The sequence below is a fragment of the Nonomuraea helvata genome, assembly GCF_039535785.1.
Classification (GTDB): Bacteria; Actinomycetota; Actinomycetes; order Streptosporangiales; family Streptosporangiaceae; genus Nonomuraea; species Nonomuraea helvata.
The window spans coordinates 273,253-286,619 of sequence record NZ_BAAAXV010000012.1 but is presented as its reverse complement, the minus strand read 5'-3'; the positions used below and the strand labels follow the sequence as shown (position 1 = coordinate 286,619).

Here is a 13,367-nt window from a genome sequence, read left to right as displayed (position 1 = left end):
CGCAGCCAGTCACCGGATCCGGCGGCCGGCCCTGCGAGAACAGGGGTCTCGGACACGCGAGCATGCCGACGCCCCGGATCAGCTCCGATCGTCCGTCGGCGGAGGCGGGGGCCGAGAGTGGCGGCGTCGTGGCCGTTCAAGGACGAGACAATGCGTACCACGAGCTTGACGAGATCAGGCGGGGCCTTCTCCTGCGTCGATGACCCGGCCGAGATTGTCCAGTTCGTTGGCGCGGCCGGCCGTCAGGCGCTGGGTCCACTCCTCGTCATGCATCGCGTCCATGGTCATGGTGACGCGGACGCCGTCACCTTCGGGCCGGATCTCGACCACGGTGAGGAAGTCGTACGGCTCCACGCCCGGGATGAAGTCGGCCAGCGAGGTGTAGGAGAGCCGCGCGGGCTTCTCCACGTCGACGAAGGTCTTGCGCGACTCGGTGCTCAACGGCAGCCCGGCGCCCTCCATGAACGCGATCTGCTCGGGCGCGGTCGCGGTCATCGTGTAGCTCAGCTCGCCGCCGGGCCGCAGGTCCAGCTTCCCGACGACCACCGTGAAGCCGTCGGGCGACCACCAGGACTCGATGCCCTCGCCGGTGGTCCACAGGCGCCACACGTGCTCGGGCGTGGTCGCATAGGTGCGCTCGATCCGGACGGTCTTGGTCTCAGGTGAGATGGTCATGAATGCTCCCGTTGAGGTGGGTTACGTGAGGCGATCCTCCACCTGAGGACCTGGAGCGAAACAGAAGCAAATGTCACGAGACGGGCGATGACTTTCGACACGGGATCTCCGGTCTGAGGCCCGGGCCGAGGGGAAGGGCCTCCTCAGGCGTCGTGCCACGAGTCTGTGCCTCTGGCGGCGACGTCTTCTTGCTCGGCGGCCGCGGCGTAGGCGGCGTCGAGGCGCTCGAACGGGCCTGGACCGTCGTGCGGCTTCGGCGGGGCGCCGAGGTGGCGGACGCGAAGCTCGTCCATGAGCTCCTCCATGAACGCCGGACCCTCATCGCGCATGAGCTGCTGCCGGCTCCGGAGCTCGTCGCTGCCCGGTCGCCAGTCGAGGCCCCAGTTGCCGAGGGCGTAGATGATCGGAAGAGTCTGGATACCGGCTTCGGTGAGGCTGTAGCGAGCGCGCTGCCCCCGCGCGGCGGTGCCGCGGGTGAGGATCCCCGCCTCGACGAGCCGCACGAGGCGGTCGGCGAGGATGTTCGAAGCGATGCCCTCGATCGACCCGGTGAGCAGCGCCCGAAAGTAGCGGCGGTCGCCGAAGATGACGTCGCGAAGCACGAGCAACGACCAGCGATCTCCGAGCACCTCGACGGCGGCGTTGATCGGACACCCGGACCGTGGTTCCACGATTCCTCCTTGACAGGTATTTCGCCCCACCTATAGTAGTTGCAAAATACAATCACTTTTTGGACGGGGATGATGGGTCGCTTCGTCTATTCGATGCAGGTCTCCCTCGACCTGCGGATCGAGCAAGTTCCCGGGGACAACGGCGCCGGCGAGTGGCTGCGCATCGACGAGGAACTGCACCGCGAGGCCAATGCGCAGACGCGGGCGCTCGCGCTCATGGTCCAGGGCCGGATCTACTACGAGACCATGGAGGAGTACTGGCCACGGGCGCACGAGGACGCATCGCTGCCGGACTACATGCGTGAGTACGGCGCGATCTGGACCGCCAAGCCCAAGGTGCTTGTCTCCCGCACCCGCCGCAGCGCCGATCACAACACCCGGATCATCGGCGGGGACGACGCGATCGAGCAACTCGCCGCCCTGCGGGCCGGGACCGACGGCAGCATCAGCGTGGGCGGCGCGGCGCTCGCGACGCAGCTGCTCCGGGCGGGGCTGCTCGACGAGCTGCTGCTCTTCACCCACCCGGCGATCCTCGGCTTCGGCAGGCCGCTGTTCGACGACTACGACGTGCCGATCGAGCTGGACCTGCTGGAACAGCGATCGTTCGAGCAGGGCGTCACGATGCATCGCTACGCCATCCGGGATGTGAAGGAGGCGAGCTCATGCTGAGGCAGGTCGCGGAGGGTGTGCTGGTCCACGAGAGCGAGTTCGTGCAGAGCAACGCCATTGTGGTGCGGGGCTGGGCCGGTGTGTTGCTCATCGACCCGGGGGTGACCGGCGCCGAGATCGACTGCCTTGCGGACGACCTTCGCGAGTTGGGGCAGCCCGTTGTGGCAGGGTTTTCTACGCATCCGGATTGGGATCACCTGCTCTGGCACGCCCGGCTCGGCGAGGCGCCCCGTTACGGCACGGCGCGCTGCGCGGCCACTGTCCGAGAACAGCTGTCGGACGCAGGTGCGAAGGCCCGCGTCGCCGACCACCTGCTCGAGACGGAAATCGCCGGGCAGGTACCGCTGGACCTGCTCGGCCTCATCACCGGCCTGCCCGCCGAGACGACGCGGATCCCTTGGGACGGCCCCGGGGTCCGGATCATCGAGCATCAAGCGCATGCTCCGGGCCATGCGGCGCTGTTGATCGAGGAACGCGGGGTTCTCGTCGCCGGCGACATGCTCTCTGATGTCCTGATTCCCATGCTCGACCTGAACGGCACCGTTGACCCGATCGAGGACTACCTCGCCGCGCTGCGGCTGCTCGAGGGCGTGGCGGGTGCCGTCGATGTCTTCGTGCCGGGCCACGGGTCCGTCGGCGGAGCTGACGAGCTACCTGCCCGGATCGACCAGGATCGGGGGTACGTGCACTCCTTGCGTGACGGCCGTGCTCTCAGCGACCCGCGGATCGGCCCATCGGCCAAGGACGGCTGGGAGTGGGTGGCCGGCGTGCACGAAGGGCAACTCCAGCGCCTCACCTAGGCCGTGTTTCGAAAGATCACGTGTCATGCGTGTCGGTGATCGTTGAACGAAGAGGTCTCCGGTAGGTGGTTCAACGACCAAGAAGAACGAAATACCGGAGACCTCGTGACCAGCGTAGTGGTGACGAGGCGGCACGACCTCACTGATGCGCAGTGGGCGGCGCTGGAGCCGCATCTGCCTGCCGCATCGGGCAAGGGGCGTCCGCCGAAGTGGAGCAAGCGTCAGTTGATCGACGGGATCCGGTGGCGGATCCGGACCGGGGCGCCGTGGCGGGACGTTCCTGCCTGCTACGGCCACTGGTTCACCGTGTATGGCTTGTTCCGGCGCTGGCAGCGGGAGGGGATCTGGGCGCGGATCCTGGCGGCCTTGCAGGCGTGTGCGGACGCCGCCGGGAAGATCGATTGGACGGTGAGCGTGGACTCCACCATCACCCGGGCTCACCAGCACGCGGCCGGAGCACGCCGGGACGGTCACCTGCAAAAGGAACCACCCGGCGGGGTGCACAGCGAGCCGGCCGATCATGGCCTGGGGCGCTCGCGCGGCGGGCTGACCACCAAGACCCATCTGGCTTGCGAGCAGGGCCGCAAGCTGCTGGCTGCGGTGGTGACCGCCGGGCAGCGGGGCGACAGCCCGCAGTTCATACCGGTGCTCGGCAAGATCCGGGTGGCCCGCCTCGGCGGTGGCCGTCCCAGGACCCGCCCGGACCGGGTCCTGGCCGACAAGGCCTACACCAGCAAGGCCAACCGGACTCATCTGCGCCGGCGTGGGATCAAGGCGTGCATTCCGAGCAAGGCCGACCAGGACGCTCACCGGCGAGCCAAGGGATCGAAGGGAGGTCGCCCGCCCGCCTTCGACCCCGCGTTCTACCGGCTGCGTCACGCTGTGGAGTGCGGCATCAACCTGCTCAAAGGCAACCGCGGCATGGCGACCCGTTACGACAAGCTCGCCGTACGCTACGAAGCCGTCGTCATCATCGCTGCGATCAACCAGTGGCTCAATGCCTTATGAAACACGACCTAGGCGGTGAAGCGGATCTCGTGCGAGGTGCCGGGGGCGAGGAGGTCCAGCAGGCCGCCGCCCTCGACGGTCAACGCGTCGCGGTCGGCGGCGGACAGCGGTGCGAACGGGTGCACAGTCAGTGTCGACGTGCCGTGTGCGGTGGCGAACGTCCAGGTCGCTGCGGTGAAGCCGTCGAGGAGCACCAGGCGAGGGACGGGCCCGTGCGGTTTGAAGTTCTGCCGGCGGAGGCCGTCGGTGATCACCCTGGAGCGGTCGTGGTGTGACAGCAGCAGGTTGTCGAAGTCGTACAGGAACCGAGCGGGCGCACTGACCTGCGGATCGGGCCGGGGCGCGTCGGGCAGGTCGAACAGTTCCGCGCCGTTCTCGTCGCGGAAGGTGACCAGGCGGGGCCGGAGCCGGTCGAGCACCTCCGCCAGCCGGGTCAGGCCGCACCAGGTCTGCACGTCGCGTACGGTCGCCGGGCCGAACGCGGCCAGGTAACGCAGGACCGTCCGGTCGATCGTGTGGTCGGTGCGCAGCGGCGCGCCCACCCACGACTCCAGAGGCGCGTGGACGGTCCGGCCGCCGGCGCCCCACACCCCGCGGGGCGGGGTCTGCACGACCGGCAGGAGGTTGCGCACCGCGTAGGCGAGGCTCGCCGGGTTGCGGTCCGGCCACCGCTGGGCCAGCAGCCGGCCGACCTCGCCCGGTGTGCGGGGCTGCTCGTCGAGCAGTTCGCGACCCGCGGCCACCACCTGGCCGGTGTCCAGGTCGCGCATCGCCCGGCCGTGCGTGTGGTTGGCGAACAGGTCGCGGTCCAGCACCGGCTGCACGAGCGGGCGCAGCGCGAGCGCGTCGGCCGTGCTGACGAGGTGGATCGTCGAGCGCATGAGGGCGATCCGCACGGCCTGGCGCTGGGTGAGCAGCGCCGCGACCTCCTCGGGCCGGCACGCGGCGAGCCGGCTCCACAGTCCCACGTACCAGGTGTGCGGGGTCTGCGCCTGCAGGCCCACCAGGTGCTCGACGGCCTGCAGCGGGGTGAGGTCGGCGCGGCGCAGGAGCAGTTGCCGATCGAGGGTGGCGCGGTTGAGGGCGCGGCGGGTCAGGGTCTGCATGGAGGTACTCCCGGAAGTTCGAACCGAGGGTGCGCGCGGCGCGCACCCCCGCTCAGCACGGTTCAGCGCAGCCGGCGGAAGAAACCGCGGAGGTCGTCGATCAGCAGGTCGGGCACGTCGTGTGCGGCGAAGTGGCTGCCGGTGCCGTAGACGTTCCAGGACACGATGTTCTTGTGGTCGCGTTCGGCGAGCGGGCGGATCGACGGGAAGTCCCAGGCGAAGTTGGCCAGCCCGAGCGGCACGGTGGTGGGTTCTGCCGGCTTGTCCTCCGCGTGGAAGTCCTCGTAGTACAGGCGTGCGGCCGACGCGGCGGTGTTGGTGAGCCAGTAGATCATGGTGTTGGTCAGCACGTAGTCCGCGTCGAGGTTCGGGCCGAGCAGCTGCGCGTTCCAGCCCAGCTGCCCCACCGGCGAGTCGGCCAGCGCGTGGGCCAGAGTCTGTGGCGCGGTGGACTGCAGCTTGTCGTAGGCGCCGCTGTTGTCCGTCCACCACTGCAGGAACTGGACCTTCTTCTGGTCCTCCTCCGACAGCCCGGCCAGCTCGGCCGGGTCGCCGGAGGGGAAGGAGAAGACCTGGGTGACGTGCACGCCGATCACGTGCTCGGGATCGCAGCGACCGACCTCGGGCGAGATGTGTGAGCCGCAGTCGTTGCCGTGCGCGCCGTAGCGCGCATAGCCGAGCCGGCGCATCAGCTCGGCCCACGCTCTGGCGATCCGGTACCGGTCCCAGCCCCGCTCGGCGGTTGGCCCGGAGAAGCCGAAACCGGGGATGGACGGGATCACCAGGTGGAAGGCGTCGGCCGGGTCGCCGCCGTGGGCTCGCGGATCGCTCAGCGGGCCGATGACATCGAGGTACTCCACGACGGTGGTCGGCCAGCCGTGCGTGAGCAGCAGCGGCGTGGCGTCCGGCTCGGGCGAGCGGACGTGCAGGAAGTGCACGTTCTGCCCGTCGATGGTCGTGGTGAACTGCGGGCAGGAGTTGAGCTTCGCCTCCCACGCGCGCCAGTCGTAGCCGTCGCGCCACCGCTGCACCAGGCTCTGCACGTACGGCAGCGGCACGCCGTAGTCGCCGCCGGCGCCGGGCAGCTCGTGGGTCCAGCGGACCCGGGCCAGCCGCTCGGCCAGGTCGTCCAGGTCGGCCTGCGGGATCTCGATACGGAAATCACGGATCTCGGCCGTGTCGATCTCGGTCATGGCATCGATGCTGTCGGACCATTAGGACGATATCGCTCCTAATGGTCCGGCATGCTTGAGGAATGTTGGACACCTCGGCCCGCCTCCTGCGGCTGCTCTCCCTCTTGCAGACCCCGCGCGAGTGGACCGGCTCCGAACTCGCCGAACGCCTCGGGGTGAGCGGGCGGACCGTGCGCGCCGACGTGGAGCGCCTGCGCACCCTCGGCTACCCGGTGCTCGCCACCCGGGGTTCCGCCGGCGGCTACCGGCTCGGCGCCGGTGCCGTGCTGCCGCCGTTGCTGCTCGACGATGAGGAGGCGGTCGCCGTCACCGTCGGCCTGCGGACCGCGACCGGTGGCGCCATCGCGGGGATCGAGGAGGCGTCCCTGCGCGCGCTGGCGAAGCTGGAGCAGGTGCTGCCGTCGCGGCTGCGGCGCCGGGTCGGCGCCCTGCAGGCCTACACGGTGCCGGTGCCCCGCGGCGACGCCGGGCCCAGCGTCGATGCGTCGGTCCTGACCACGCTGAGCGCGGTCTGCCGCGATCGGGAACGGCTCCGCTTCGACTACCACGACCACGCCGGCGCGGCCACCGTGCGCACTGTCGAGCCGTACCGGCTCGTCATCTGGGGCCGCCGCTGGTACCTGCTGGCCTGGGACGTCGAGCGGGACGACTGGCGCACCTTCCGTGTCGACCGGATCCGGCCCCGCACCCCGACCGGCCCCCGCTTCACCTCACGGGACCTGCCCGACGACGACGTCGCCGCGTACGTGTCGGGCCGGGTGTCCGCCGCCGCCTGGCGCTACCGGGCGCAGGTCACCGTGCATGCGCCGGCGGAGGTCATCGCCGATCGGATCGGCCCGGCGGCCGGTACGGTCGAACGCCTCGACGACCGTACCTGCGTCCTGCACACCGGCGCCGACACGATCGAGACCCTTGGCGTCCACTTGGGCCTGCTCGACGCGGACTTCGACCTCACCGGGCCGCCGGAACTCCTCACGCACCTGCGCCGGCTCGCCCACCGATACATCCGCGCGACCCCCTCGTCCGCACCCGATGATCCAACCGGGTGAGCGCCCCGTCGCCATGGTGTGCGGGGCGAGTCGTTCCGGTCGGCGTTCTGTGCCCGGTCAGAGGGTGACCTCGCCCAGGCGGCGGGTCAGGTGCGGCGGCGGTAGGCGAGGACGGCCAAGGGGGCGGGCCGGCTCGGCCCCCGTCGCCGTGCCGGCCCTGCAGACGGGAGGTCATCCGGCGGTGCGCCGGCCCCGAGGGCGTGAGGTCATCCGGCGGTGCGTTCGGCGTGGCGAAGGGCGCGCAGGCCCGGGAGCGTCATGGCGCCCAGGCGGGCGCCCGTGCGCGGCTCCAGACGCAGCACCTGCTCACCTGCCCCGGCCAGCAGTTCGTCTTCCAGGTACGCCAGCCCGCGGGCCTGCCCGGGCAGGTCCCAGGCAGCCTGGGCCGCGAGGGTGGCGCCGTCGGAGGCCAGCAGCCGCCGGCCCGCCGCCAGGTACAGCCGCCCGCCGCCCGCCACCGCGAACGCCTCACCCGTCCCCCCGTCATCGGCGACCGGGGTGGGGCTCGTGAGCCTGCCCAGCCGCGCTGTCCGGGTGATCGTCAGGTCTCTGGTGGAGGCCAGGATCACGCGTCCGGTGGAGGCGTCGAACACGTACAGCCGTGCGTCGTCCACTGCCAGCGTGTGCGCCTCGGGCGGGCCGAGCCCGAACGGGGCCGGCAGGTCCAGGCAGTACGCCCAGCCCTGGTCGAGGTGGAGGACGTGGACGAAGGCGTGCACCCCCGGGCTGAGGTCCTTGCCCGCGGCCAGGTCCCGGGTGTGCAGGTGGGCGTCCTGGTGGGTGTAGAGGGTGTAGAGGATGTTCTGGCCGGGGTCGAGGACCGCCTGGCGGCCCTGGCCGTGCATCTCCTCCTCCTGCCCGGGCGGGATCTGGCGTTTGTCGCGCGTCACCAGGGCGCCCATCGTGCCGCGGGCCACGTCGTACACGCGTACCCGGTAGCGGTCGGGCGCCCGTGGGGGCAGGCGGTCCAGGACGTACATCATGCTGCCGTCGGCGGAGAACGCCTCCGGCTCGATGTTGCCGTCGAGCTCGAGGGTGCGCTGCCGTCCGCCGGTGGCCAGGATGATCGTGGTACGGGTGCGCGGGCCGGGCGGCGGCCCGATCGCGGCGACGCCGGTGGTGACGGCCTTGACCTGCCGGGAGGACGTTCGCGCGATCGGCAGGTCGTCGACGAGGGTGCCGTCGGCGGCCCGGTAGGTGCGCAGGTGGCCGTCGTGCAGCTGGTAGAGCCTGGCCCAGCGGTGGTCGGCGACCGCGCCGGGGTAGGTGGCGCGGACCGTGCCGCGGGCCAGGTCGGCGACGGTGAGCCCGGCGGCGGTGTCGGCGTACAGCCGCCCGGATGGCGGGGGCTTGGCGGGTGGAGGGTGGGGGCGCTCGTCCGGGGCGCAGGCCGACAGGACGGCGGCGGCGCCGCACAGGATGAGCGCTCGGCGTCTGGTGTAGGGAGCCATGTCATGGCTACACCGGCCGCCCCTCGAAGGTTCCCTGGGCGCGGGGGAGCAGGGTGGCGAGTTTGTTCAGGCAGTGGCGGAGGATGGCGGTGAAGACGGGGCGGGCGAGTGGCCACAGGGTCCGGCCCAGCGGCCCGAACGGCAACCGCAGCCGTTCGGCCCAGATGACGCGGCTGCCGCCGTCCTGGGCCCGTACCCGGATGACGCCTTCGCCGCGCACGACGCGGCCGGTGTGGGTGACCCGCACCAGGGACGGCGGCTCCCAGCGGGTGATCGTCATCGTGTCGAGGAACCCGAACGGCCGCAGCCCGGTGTAGGCCTCGACGGCGTGCTCGCCCACCTGGCGGGCGTCGGTCATGAACATCCACTCCCGGTGCCGGTCCCAGTCGGTGATCAGGGCGAACACCTGCTCCGGTGGTGCCGGGACGTGGACCGCTGCGGCCACGTACGTCCAGGAGGGCCCTCGCCGCTGCTTGACTTCGAGCATGCTCTAATTTCTAGCGTCGTCCTTATGACTGCTTCAACGCGGGTGAAGGTTGTGAGCGGCGTGGCCGAGCTCAGCCGGCGCCGCCGGCTCCTGGTGCTGGCGATCTGCTGCGCCAGCATCGTCGTCGTGGTGATGGACGTCTCCATCGTCAACGTGGCGCTGCCGGAGATGCGCCGGGACCTGCACGCCTCGGTGTCCGGCCTGCAGTGGACGGTCGACGCGTACACCCTGGTGCTGGCCGGTTTCCTGGTGCTGGCCGGGTCCACCGCCGATCGGGTCGGCCGCCGACGGATCTTCCAGGTCGGCCTGGCCACGTTCGGGCTCGGCTCGCTGCTGTGCAGCCTGGCGCCGAGCATCGGGTGGCTGGTCGCGGCGCGTGCGCTGCAGGCCGTCGGCGGCACGATGTGCAACCCGGTGGCGATGGCGATCATCGTGACGGTGTTCCCGGAGCGGGCGGAGCGGGCCAGGGCCATCGGCGTGTTCGGCGCGATGACCGGCCTGTCTCTGGGGCTGGGGCCGATCCTCGGCGGCGCTCTGGTGGACGGGCTGGGCTGGCGGTCCATTTTCTGGATCAACGTGCCGATCGTGGCCGCCGCGATCGTGTGCGCCGCGCTGTTCGTGCCGGAGTCGCGTGCTGCCCGGGCGCGCCGGTTCGACCCGGTGGGCCAGACGCTGGTGGTGCTGGTGCTGGGCAGCCTCGTCTACGCGATCATCGAGTCCGGCCGGTTGGGCTGGACCTCGCCGGTCATCCTCGGCCTGCTCGCCGTGACCGTGCTGGGCGTGCTGGGCATCCTGGCCTACGAACCGCGCCGGGTGGACCCGCTGCTGGAGCTGCGCCTGTTCCGCAGTGTGCCGTTCGGTTCGGCGATCCTGATGGCGCTGTTCGCCTTGTGCGGGTTCGGGGCGTTCCTGTTCGTGACGACCCTGTACCTGCAGGACGTGCGCGGCATGTCGGCGCTGGCGGCCGGGCTGTGCCTGCTCCCGGCCGGGCTGCTGATCGTGGTGCTCTCCCCGGTGACCGGCCGGTTGGTCGGCGGGCGCGGGCCCCGGCTGCCGCTGGTGGTGGCGGGGGCCGCGCTCGCTCTGGGCGGCGGCGCGTCGCTCTGGCTGGGACCGGCCACCCCACTGCCGGCGGTGCTCGCGACGTACCTGCTGTTCGGCCTCTGCCTGGGCACCGTGAACCCGCCGATCACCAACACGGCGGTCTCCGGGATGCCCGCCTCGATGGCCGGGGTGGCCGCCTCGGTGGCCTCCGTCGGCCGGCAGAGCGGGATGACCCTGGGCATCGCGATCTCCGGGACGATCGTGGGGCCGGCCCTGGCCCGCGGCGGGACGGCGTTCACCGGCGCGGCGCGTACCGTGTGGTGGCTGGAGCTCGGGCTCGGCCTCGCCATCCTGGCGCTGGGGCTGCTCAGCACCGGGCGCTGGGCCGCCGGCACCGCCGCGCGGGCGGCGGCGCTGTTCGAGGGGGTGGACAGCGGGGCCGGCCGCGGTGCGCCGTCGGGGGACGTTCTCAGTCGATGACGGGGCGTCAGGCCGGTGGCCAGTGCCGGAGCAGCACGTCGAGCGCGTCCAGGGCTCTGGACCACGACGCGTCCACGTCGCGCGGGTGGCGGTCGAACCGGCCTGCCGTCTCCAGGGACACATATCCGTGGAAGATGCTGCCCAGCAGTCGCACCGCGTCCGTCTGATCGGGGTCCGACAGCTCGTAGCCGCGCAGGATCGCCCGCGTCATCTCCGCGTTCCGGTGTGCCGAGCTGGTGGCCGCCGTCTCCGGGTCGAGCTCGATCTGCGCCGCGGCGTAGTACCTGCCGGGGTGCTGCTTGGCGTAGTCGCGGTAGACGTGGGCGAAGGCCACCAGCGCGTCCTTGCCCGATCGGCCGGCCAGCGCGGCGGCGGCCCGGTCGGCGAGCTCGGTCAGGGCCAGCTCGGCCACCCTGACCCGCAGGTCCTGCAGGTCCTTGACGTGGGCGTACAGGGCGGCGGGTTTGACGTCGAATCCGCGTGCGAGCGCCGAGACGGTCACGTTCTGGAAGCCGATCTCGTCGGCCAGGTCCGCCGCCGCCCGGGTCAGGCGCTCCGCTGTCACTCCGGCGCGTGCCATGTGCCCCTTCCCAAACTTACAGCTTTTAAGTATTTGCATACTACCCTTAAGGACGGCTAGCCTCCACGCCCATGCAACCACTCACCGAACGCGACATCCGTACGTCATTCGTCAACTGCTCCAAAGGGGAGGTCAAGCGCCTCAACCTGCCCAAGGACTTTGCGGACAGCTCCTGGGAGGACCTCGACTTCCTCGGATGGCGAGATCCCGGCGCGCCCGAACGCGCCTACCTGGTGGCCGAACGCGACGGCGGCCTCGTCGGGGTCGCGCTCCGGGCGAACTCCGGCGGGTCGCGCGGTTTCACCTCGCGCAGCATGTGCTCGCTCTGCCTGACCACGCACACCAGCGGCGGCGTGACGCTGATGACCGCGCGCCGCACGGGGGAGGCCGGCCGCCAGGGCAACTCGGTCGGGCAGTACCTCTGCACCGACCTGGGCTGTTCCCTGTACGTACGCGGGAAGAGGCAGGCCGCGGGCGACGGAATCACCGATGAGTCCCTCACCCCGGCGGAGAAGGTCGCCCGCACCCGGGCCAACCTGCTCACTTTCCTGGACAAAGTGACCGGGTGACCAGTCACCCGGTCGGCGTCGCCGGCTTGTGGGACAGGCGGGCACGTACCCGGCCGAAGACGGACGGCCCGCCCGCGAAACACCACAGCGCTACCACCGGGTCGCATATGGCGCAGCCGAAGGAGGAATCGTCGGCGAACGGGAGGATGGGGCTGCCCTGGAGGTGGTGCAGGACGTCCCAGGCGGTGTGGAGCAGCCAGCCGACGCCGATCCAGGTCCAGCTGTCGAGCCCTCGGTAGGCGACGTAGGTCATGACGGCCGGCAGGACGAACTCCGCGTACCCGAGCCCGCCCCCGCTGAGGTAGGCGGCGCCCGCACCGCCGACCAGCACGGCGTTGACCAGGCGTCGATGCGGTTCGGGGATCAGGGACAGGAGGCAGACGCAGATCAGCCCGATGACGATCGGCATGATGATGGACATGGGTGCGGCAATCCGTTCCAGGTGAGAGTCGGTCTCGGTCGGCCCAGGCTAGAGCGGCCGTCCATGGCCGCCCCATGGGCTGGATCGACAATTTCCAACGGGTTCTCGCCTACCGTGTCGTCATGCACACGGTGGCGGTCCTGGCTCTGGACCATGTGGTGGCGGCCGACCTGGCGACGCCGATCGAGGTGTTCGGGCGTGCCCGGCTGGCCGACGGGCGCCGCCCGTACCGGGTCCTGGTCTGCGCCGCGACGCCGCAGGTGGCCGGCGGCACGTTCACGATCATCGCCCCGCACGGGCTGGAGGCGCTGCGGGAGGCGGACACGATCGTCGTGCCGGGATGCTCCGAGCAGGCCGCCCCGCCCGGCCCGGAGGTGCTCGACGCCCTGCGCGCGGCCGCGGCCGCCGGCACCCGGATCGCCTCGATCTGCGCGGGAGCGTTCACCCTTGCCGCGGCCGGGCTGCTGGACGGGCTGAGCGCGACCACGCACTGGGTGGCGGCCGGCCGGCTGGCCCAGCTGTATCCGCGGGTGGATGTGCAGCCGGATGTCCTGTACGTCGACAACGGCCAGATCCTGACCTCGGCCGGGGCCGCCGCCGGCCTGGACCTGTGCCTGCACATCATCCGGCGGGATCTCGGCTCGGCGGTCGCCGCTGACTCGGCCCGGCTGTCGGTGACGCCCTTGGAACGGGAGGGCGGTCAGGCGCAGTTCATCCTCCACGCCCAGCCACCTGTCCCGCAGGGGTCGCTGCTGGAGCCGGTGCTGTCGTGGCTCGAGGAGAACCTCGCCCACGAGGTGACGTTGGCGCAGATGGCCGTGCGCAGCGGGATGAGCGAGCGGACCTTCAGCCGCCGCTTCCGCGAGCAGACCGGCACCACCCCGCTGCAGTGGCTGCTGCGCGCCCGCGTGCGGCGCGCGCAGTTCCTGCTGGAGACCACCGACCACGGCGTCGAGCGCATCGCCGCGCAGGCCGGTTTCGGCTCGGCGACCGCGTTCCGTGAGCGGTTCAAACGCGTCGTGGGCGTCACGCCGCAGTCGTACCGATCGTCCTTCCGGGCGAACGGCTCCTGAGATTCCCCGACGTCGGCGAGCTCGGCGGCCGCGGTGGTGGCCGGCCGGCTCGCCGGCGCGCTCCCACCTCGCCCGCCCGCAACCGGCTTCG

The 13,367-nt window shown here is 71.3% G+C and carries 15 protein-coding genes; 7 read left to right on the top strand and 8 right to left on the bottom strand.

Annotation, left to right across the window (positions count from 1 at the left end):
* Positions 1-174 precede the first annotated feature (174 nt).
* Together ABD830_RS51495 and ABD830_RS51490 are read right to left on the bottom strand one after the other, a co-directional pair.
* Positions 175-675 carry an SRPBCC family protein gene (locus ABD830_RS51495; protein WP_345002957.1) on the bottom strand — a complete coding sequence of 167 codons (501 nt, stop codon included), beginning with the start codon at positions 673-675 and terminating at the stop codon, positions 175-177.
* A 143-nt stretch (positions 676-818) separates the two neighbouring features.
* Positions 819-1,346, bottom strand: a complete 528-nt coding sequence (locus tag ABD830_RS51490) for a winged helix-turn-helix transcriptional regulator (protein WP_345002956.1) — start codon at positions 1,344-1,346, stop codon at positions 819-821.
* Between the two features lie 69 nt (positions 1,347-1,415).
* Here ABD830_RS51490 and ABD830_RS51485 point away from each other — a divergent pair, with 69 nt between their 5' ends.
* From ABD830_RS51485 to ABD830_RS51475, 3 genes are all read left to right on the top strand, one after another.
* Complete coding sequence (locus ABD830_RS51485; RefSeq protein ID WP_345002955.1) at positions 1,416-2,015, top strand: dihydrofolate reductase family protein; 600 nt, start codon at positions 1,416-1,418, stop codon at positions 2,013-2,015.
* Complete coding sequence (locus ABD830_RS51480) at positions 2,009-2,815, top strand: MBL fold metallo-hydrolase (protein ID WP_345002954.1); 807 nt, start codon at positions 2,009-2,011, stop codon at positions 2,813-2,815. The genes ABD830_RS51485 and ABD830_RS51480 overlap by 7 nt, the downstream gene beginning before the upstream one ends.
* A 120-nt stretch (positions 2,816-2,935) precedes the next feature.
* Positions 2,936-3,823, top strand: a complete 888-nt coding sequence (locus ABD830_RS51475) for an IS5 family transposase (protein WP_378521066.1) — start codon at positions 2,936-2,938, stop codon at positions 3,821-3,823.
* Positions 3,824-3,831: 8 nt separating this feature from the next.
* Here ABD830_RS51475 and ABD830_RS51470 read toward each other — a convergent pair whose 3' ends face one another.
* Both ABD830_RS51470 and ABD830_RS51465 read right to left on the bottom strand, forming a co-directional pair.
* Positions 3,832-4,929 carry a winged helix DNA-binding domain-containing protein gene (locus tag ABD830_RS51470; protein WP_345002953.1) on the bottom strand — a complete coding sequence of 366 codons (1,098 nt, stop codon included), beginning with the start codon at positions 4,927-4,929 and terminating at the stop codon, positions 3,832-3,834.
* A gap of 62 nt (positions 4,930-4,991) precedes the next feature.
* On the bottom strand, positions 4,992-6,122 hold the full coding sequence (locus ABD830_RS51465; RefSeq protein ID WP_345002952.1) for an epoxide hydrolase family protein: 1,131 nt from the start codon (positions 6,120-6,122) through the stop codon (positions 4,992-4,994).
* 62 nt (positions 6,123-6,184) lie between these two features.
* Here ABD830_RS51465 and ABD830_RS51460 point away from each other — a divergent pair, with 62 nt between their 5' ends.
* A complete protein-coding gene (locus ABD830_RS51460; RefSeq protein WP_345002950.1) occupies positions 6,185-7,171 on the top strand; it encodes a helix-turn-helix transcriptional regulator in 987 nt (328 codons plus the stop codon).
* 206 nt (positions 7,172-7,377) lie between these two features.
* Here ABD830_RS51460 and ABD830_RS51455 read toward each other — a convergent pair whose 3' ends face one another.
* Together ABD830_RS51455 and ABD830_RS51450 are read right to left on the bottom strand one after the other, a co-directional pair.
* Positions 7,378-8,622 carry a hypothetical protein gene (locus ABD830_RS51455; RefSeq protein ID WP_345002949.1) on the bottom strand — a complete coding sequence of 415 codons (1,245 nt, stop codon included), beginning with the start codon at positions 8,620-8,622 and terminating at the stop codon, positions 7,378-7,380.
* Positions 8,623-8,629: 7 nt separating this feature from the next.
* On the bottom strand, positions 8,630-9,109 hold the full coding sequence (locus ABD830_RS51450) for an SRPBCC family protein (RefSeq protein WP_345002948.1): 480 nt from the start codon (positions 9,107-9,109) through the stop codon (positions 8,630-8,632).
* A gap of 24 nt (positions 9,110-9,133) precedes the next feature.
* On the opposite strand from ABD830_RS51450, the gene ABD830_RS51445 reads away from it, so the two are divergent.
* Positions 9,134-10,633: an MFS transporter gene (locus ABD830_RS51445; RefSeq protein WP_345002947.1), complete on the top strand. Its 1,500-nt coding sequence runs from the start codon at positions 9,134-9,136 to the stop codon at positions 10,631-10,633.
* 7 nt (positions 10,634-10,640) lie between these two features.
* On the opposite strand, the gene ABD830_RS51440 is transcribed toward ABD830_RS51445, so the two are convergent.
* Positions 10,641-11,213, bottom strand: coding sequence for a TetR/AcrR family transcriptional regulator (locus ABD830_RS51440; RefSeq protein WP_345002946.1), 573 nt, complete (start codon positions 11,211-11,213; stop codon positions 10,641-10,643).
* A 71-nt stretch (positions 11,214-11,284) separates the two neighbouring features.
* Between ABD830_RS51440 and ABD830_RS51435 the strand changes: the two genes are divergently transcribed.
* Positions 11,285-11,782 (top strand): FBP domain-containing protein, encoded by a 498-nt coding sequence (locus ABD830_RS51435; RefSeq protein WP_345002945.1) that lies wholly within the window; start codon positions 11,285-11,287, stop codon positions 11,780-11,782.
* Between the two features lie 4 nt (positions 11,783-11,786).
* Here ABD830_RS51435 and ABD830_RS51430 read toward each other — a convergent pair whose 3' ends face one another.
* Complete coding sequence (locus tag ABD830_RS51430) at positions 11,787-12,203, bottom strand: DUF6010 family protein (RefSeq protein WP_345002944.1); 417 nt, start codon at positions 12,201-12,203, stop codon at positions 11,787-11,789.
* Positions 12,204-12,325: 122 nt separating this feature from the next.
* Here ABD830_RS51430 and ABD830_RS51425 point away from each other — a divergent pair, with 122 nt between their 5' ends.
* A complete protein-coding gene (locus ABD830_RS51425) occupies positions 12,326-13,276 on the top strand; it encodes a GlxA family transcriptional regulator (protein WP_345002943.1) in 951 nt (316 codons plus the stop codon).
* Positions 13,277-13,367: the final 91 nt, after the last annotated feature.

Bases quoted from the DNA above. Each gene is read 5' to 3' on its own strand.
- ABD830_RS51495 (WP_345002957.1), bottom strand. From the start codon at position 675: ATGACCATCTCACCTGAGACCAAGACCGTCCGGATCGAGCGCACCTAT.
- ABD830_RS51485 (WP_345002955.1), top strand. From the start codon at position 1,416: ATGATGGGTCGCTTCGTCTATTCGATGCAGGTCTCCCTCGACCTGCGG.
- ABD830_RS51480 (WP_345002954.1), top strand. From the start codon at position 2,009: ATGCTGAGGCAGGTCGCGGAGGGTGTGCTGGTCCACGAGAGCGAGTTC.
- ABD830_RS51470 (WP_345002953.1), bottom strand. From the start codon at position 4,929: ATGCAGACCCTGACCCGCCGCGCCCTCAACCGCGCCACCCTCGATCGG.
- ABD830_RS51465 (WP_345002952.1), bottom strand. From the start codon at position 6,122: ATGACCGAGATCGACACGGCCGAGATCCGTGATTTCCGTATCGAGATC.
- ABD830_RS51460 (WP_345002950.1), top strand. From the start codon at position 6,185: ATGTTGGACACCTCGGCCCGCCTCCTGCGGCTGCTCTCCCTCTTGCAG.
- ABD830_RS51455 (WP_345002949.1), bottom strand. From the start codon at position 8,622: ATGGCTCCCTACACCAGACGCCGAGCGCTCATCCTGTGCGGCGCCGCC.
- ABD830_RS51450 (WP_345002948.1), bottom strand. From the start codon at position 9,109: ATGCTCGAAGTCAAGCAGCGGCGAGGGCCCTCCTGGACGTACGTGGCC.
- ABD830_RS51445 (WP_345002947.1), top strand. From the start codon at position 9,134: ATGACTGCTTCAACGCGGGTGAAGGTTGTGAGCGGCGTGGCCGAGCTC.
- ABD830_RS51440 (WP_345002946.1), bottom strand. From the start codon at position 11,213: ATGGCACGCGCCGGAGTGACAGCGGAGCGCCTGACCCGGGCGGCGGCG.
- ABD830_RS51435 (WP_345002945.1), top strand. From the start codon at position 11,285: ATGCAACCACTCACCGAACGCGACATCCGTACGTCATTCGTCAACTGC.
- ABD830_RS51430 (WP_345002944.1), bottom strand. From the start codon at position 12,203: ATGTCCATCATCATGCCGATCGTCATCGGGCTGATCTGCGTCTGCCTC.
- ABD830_RS51425 (WP_345002943.1), top strand. From the start codon at position 12,326: ATGCACACGGTGGCGGTCCTGGCTCTGGACCATGTGGTGGCGGCCGAC.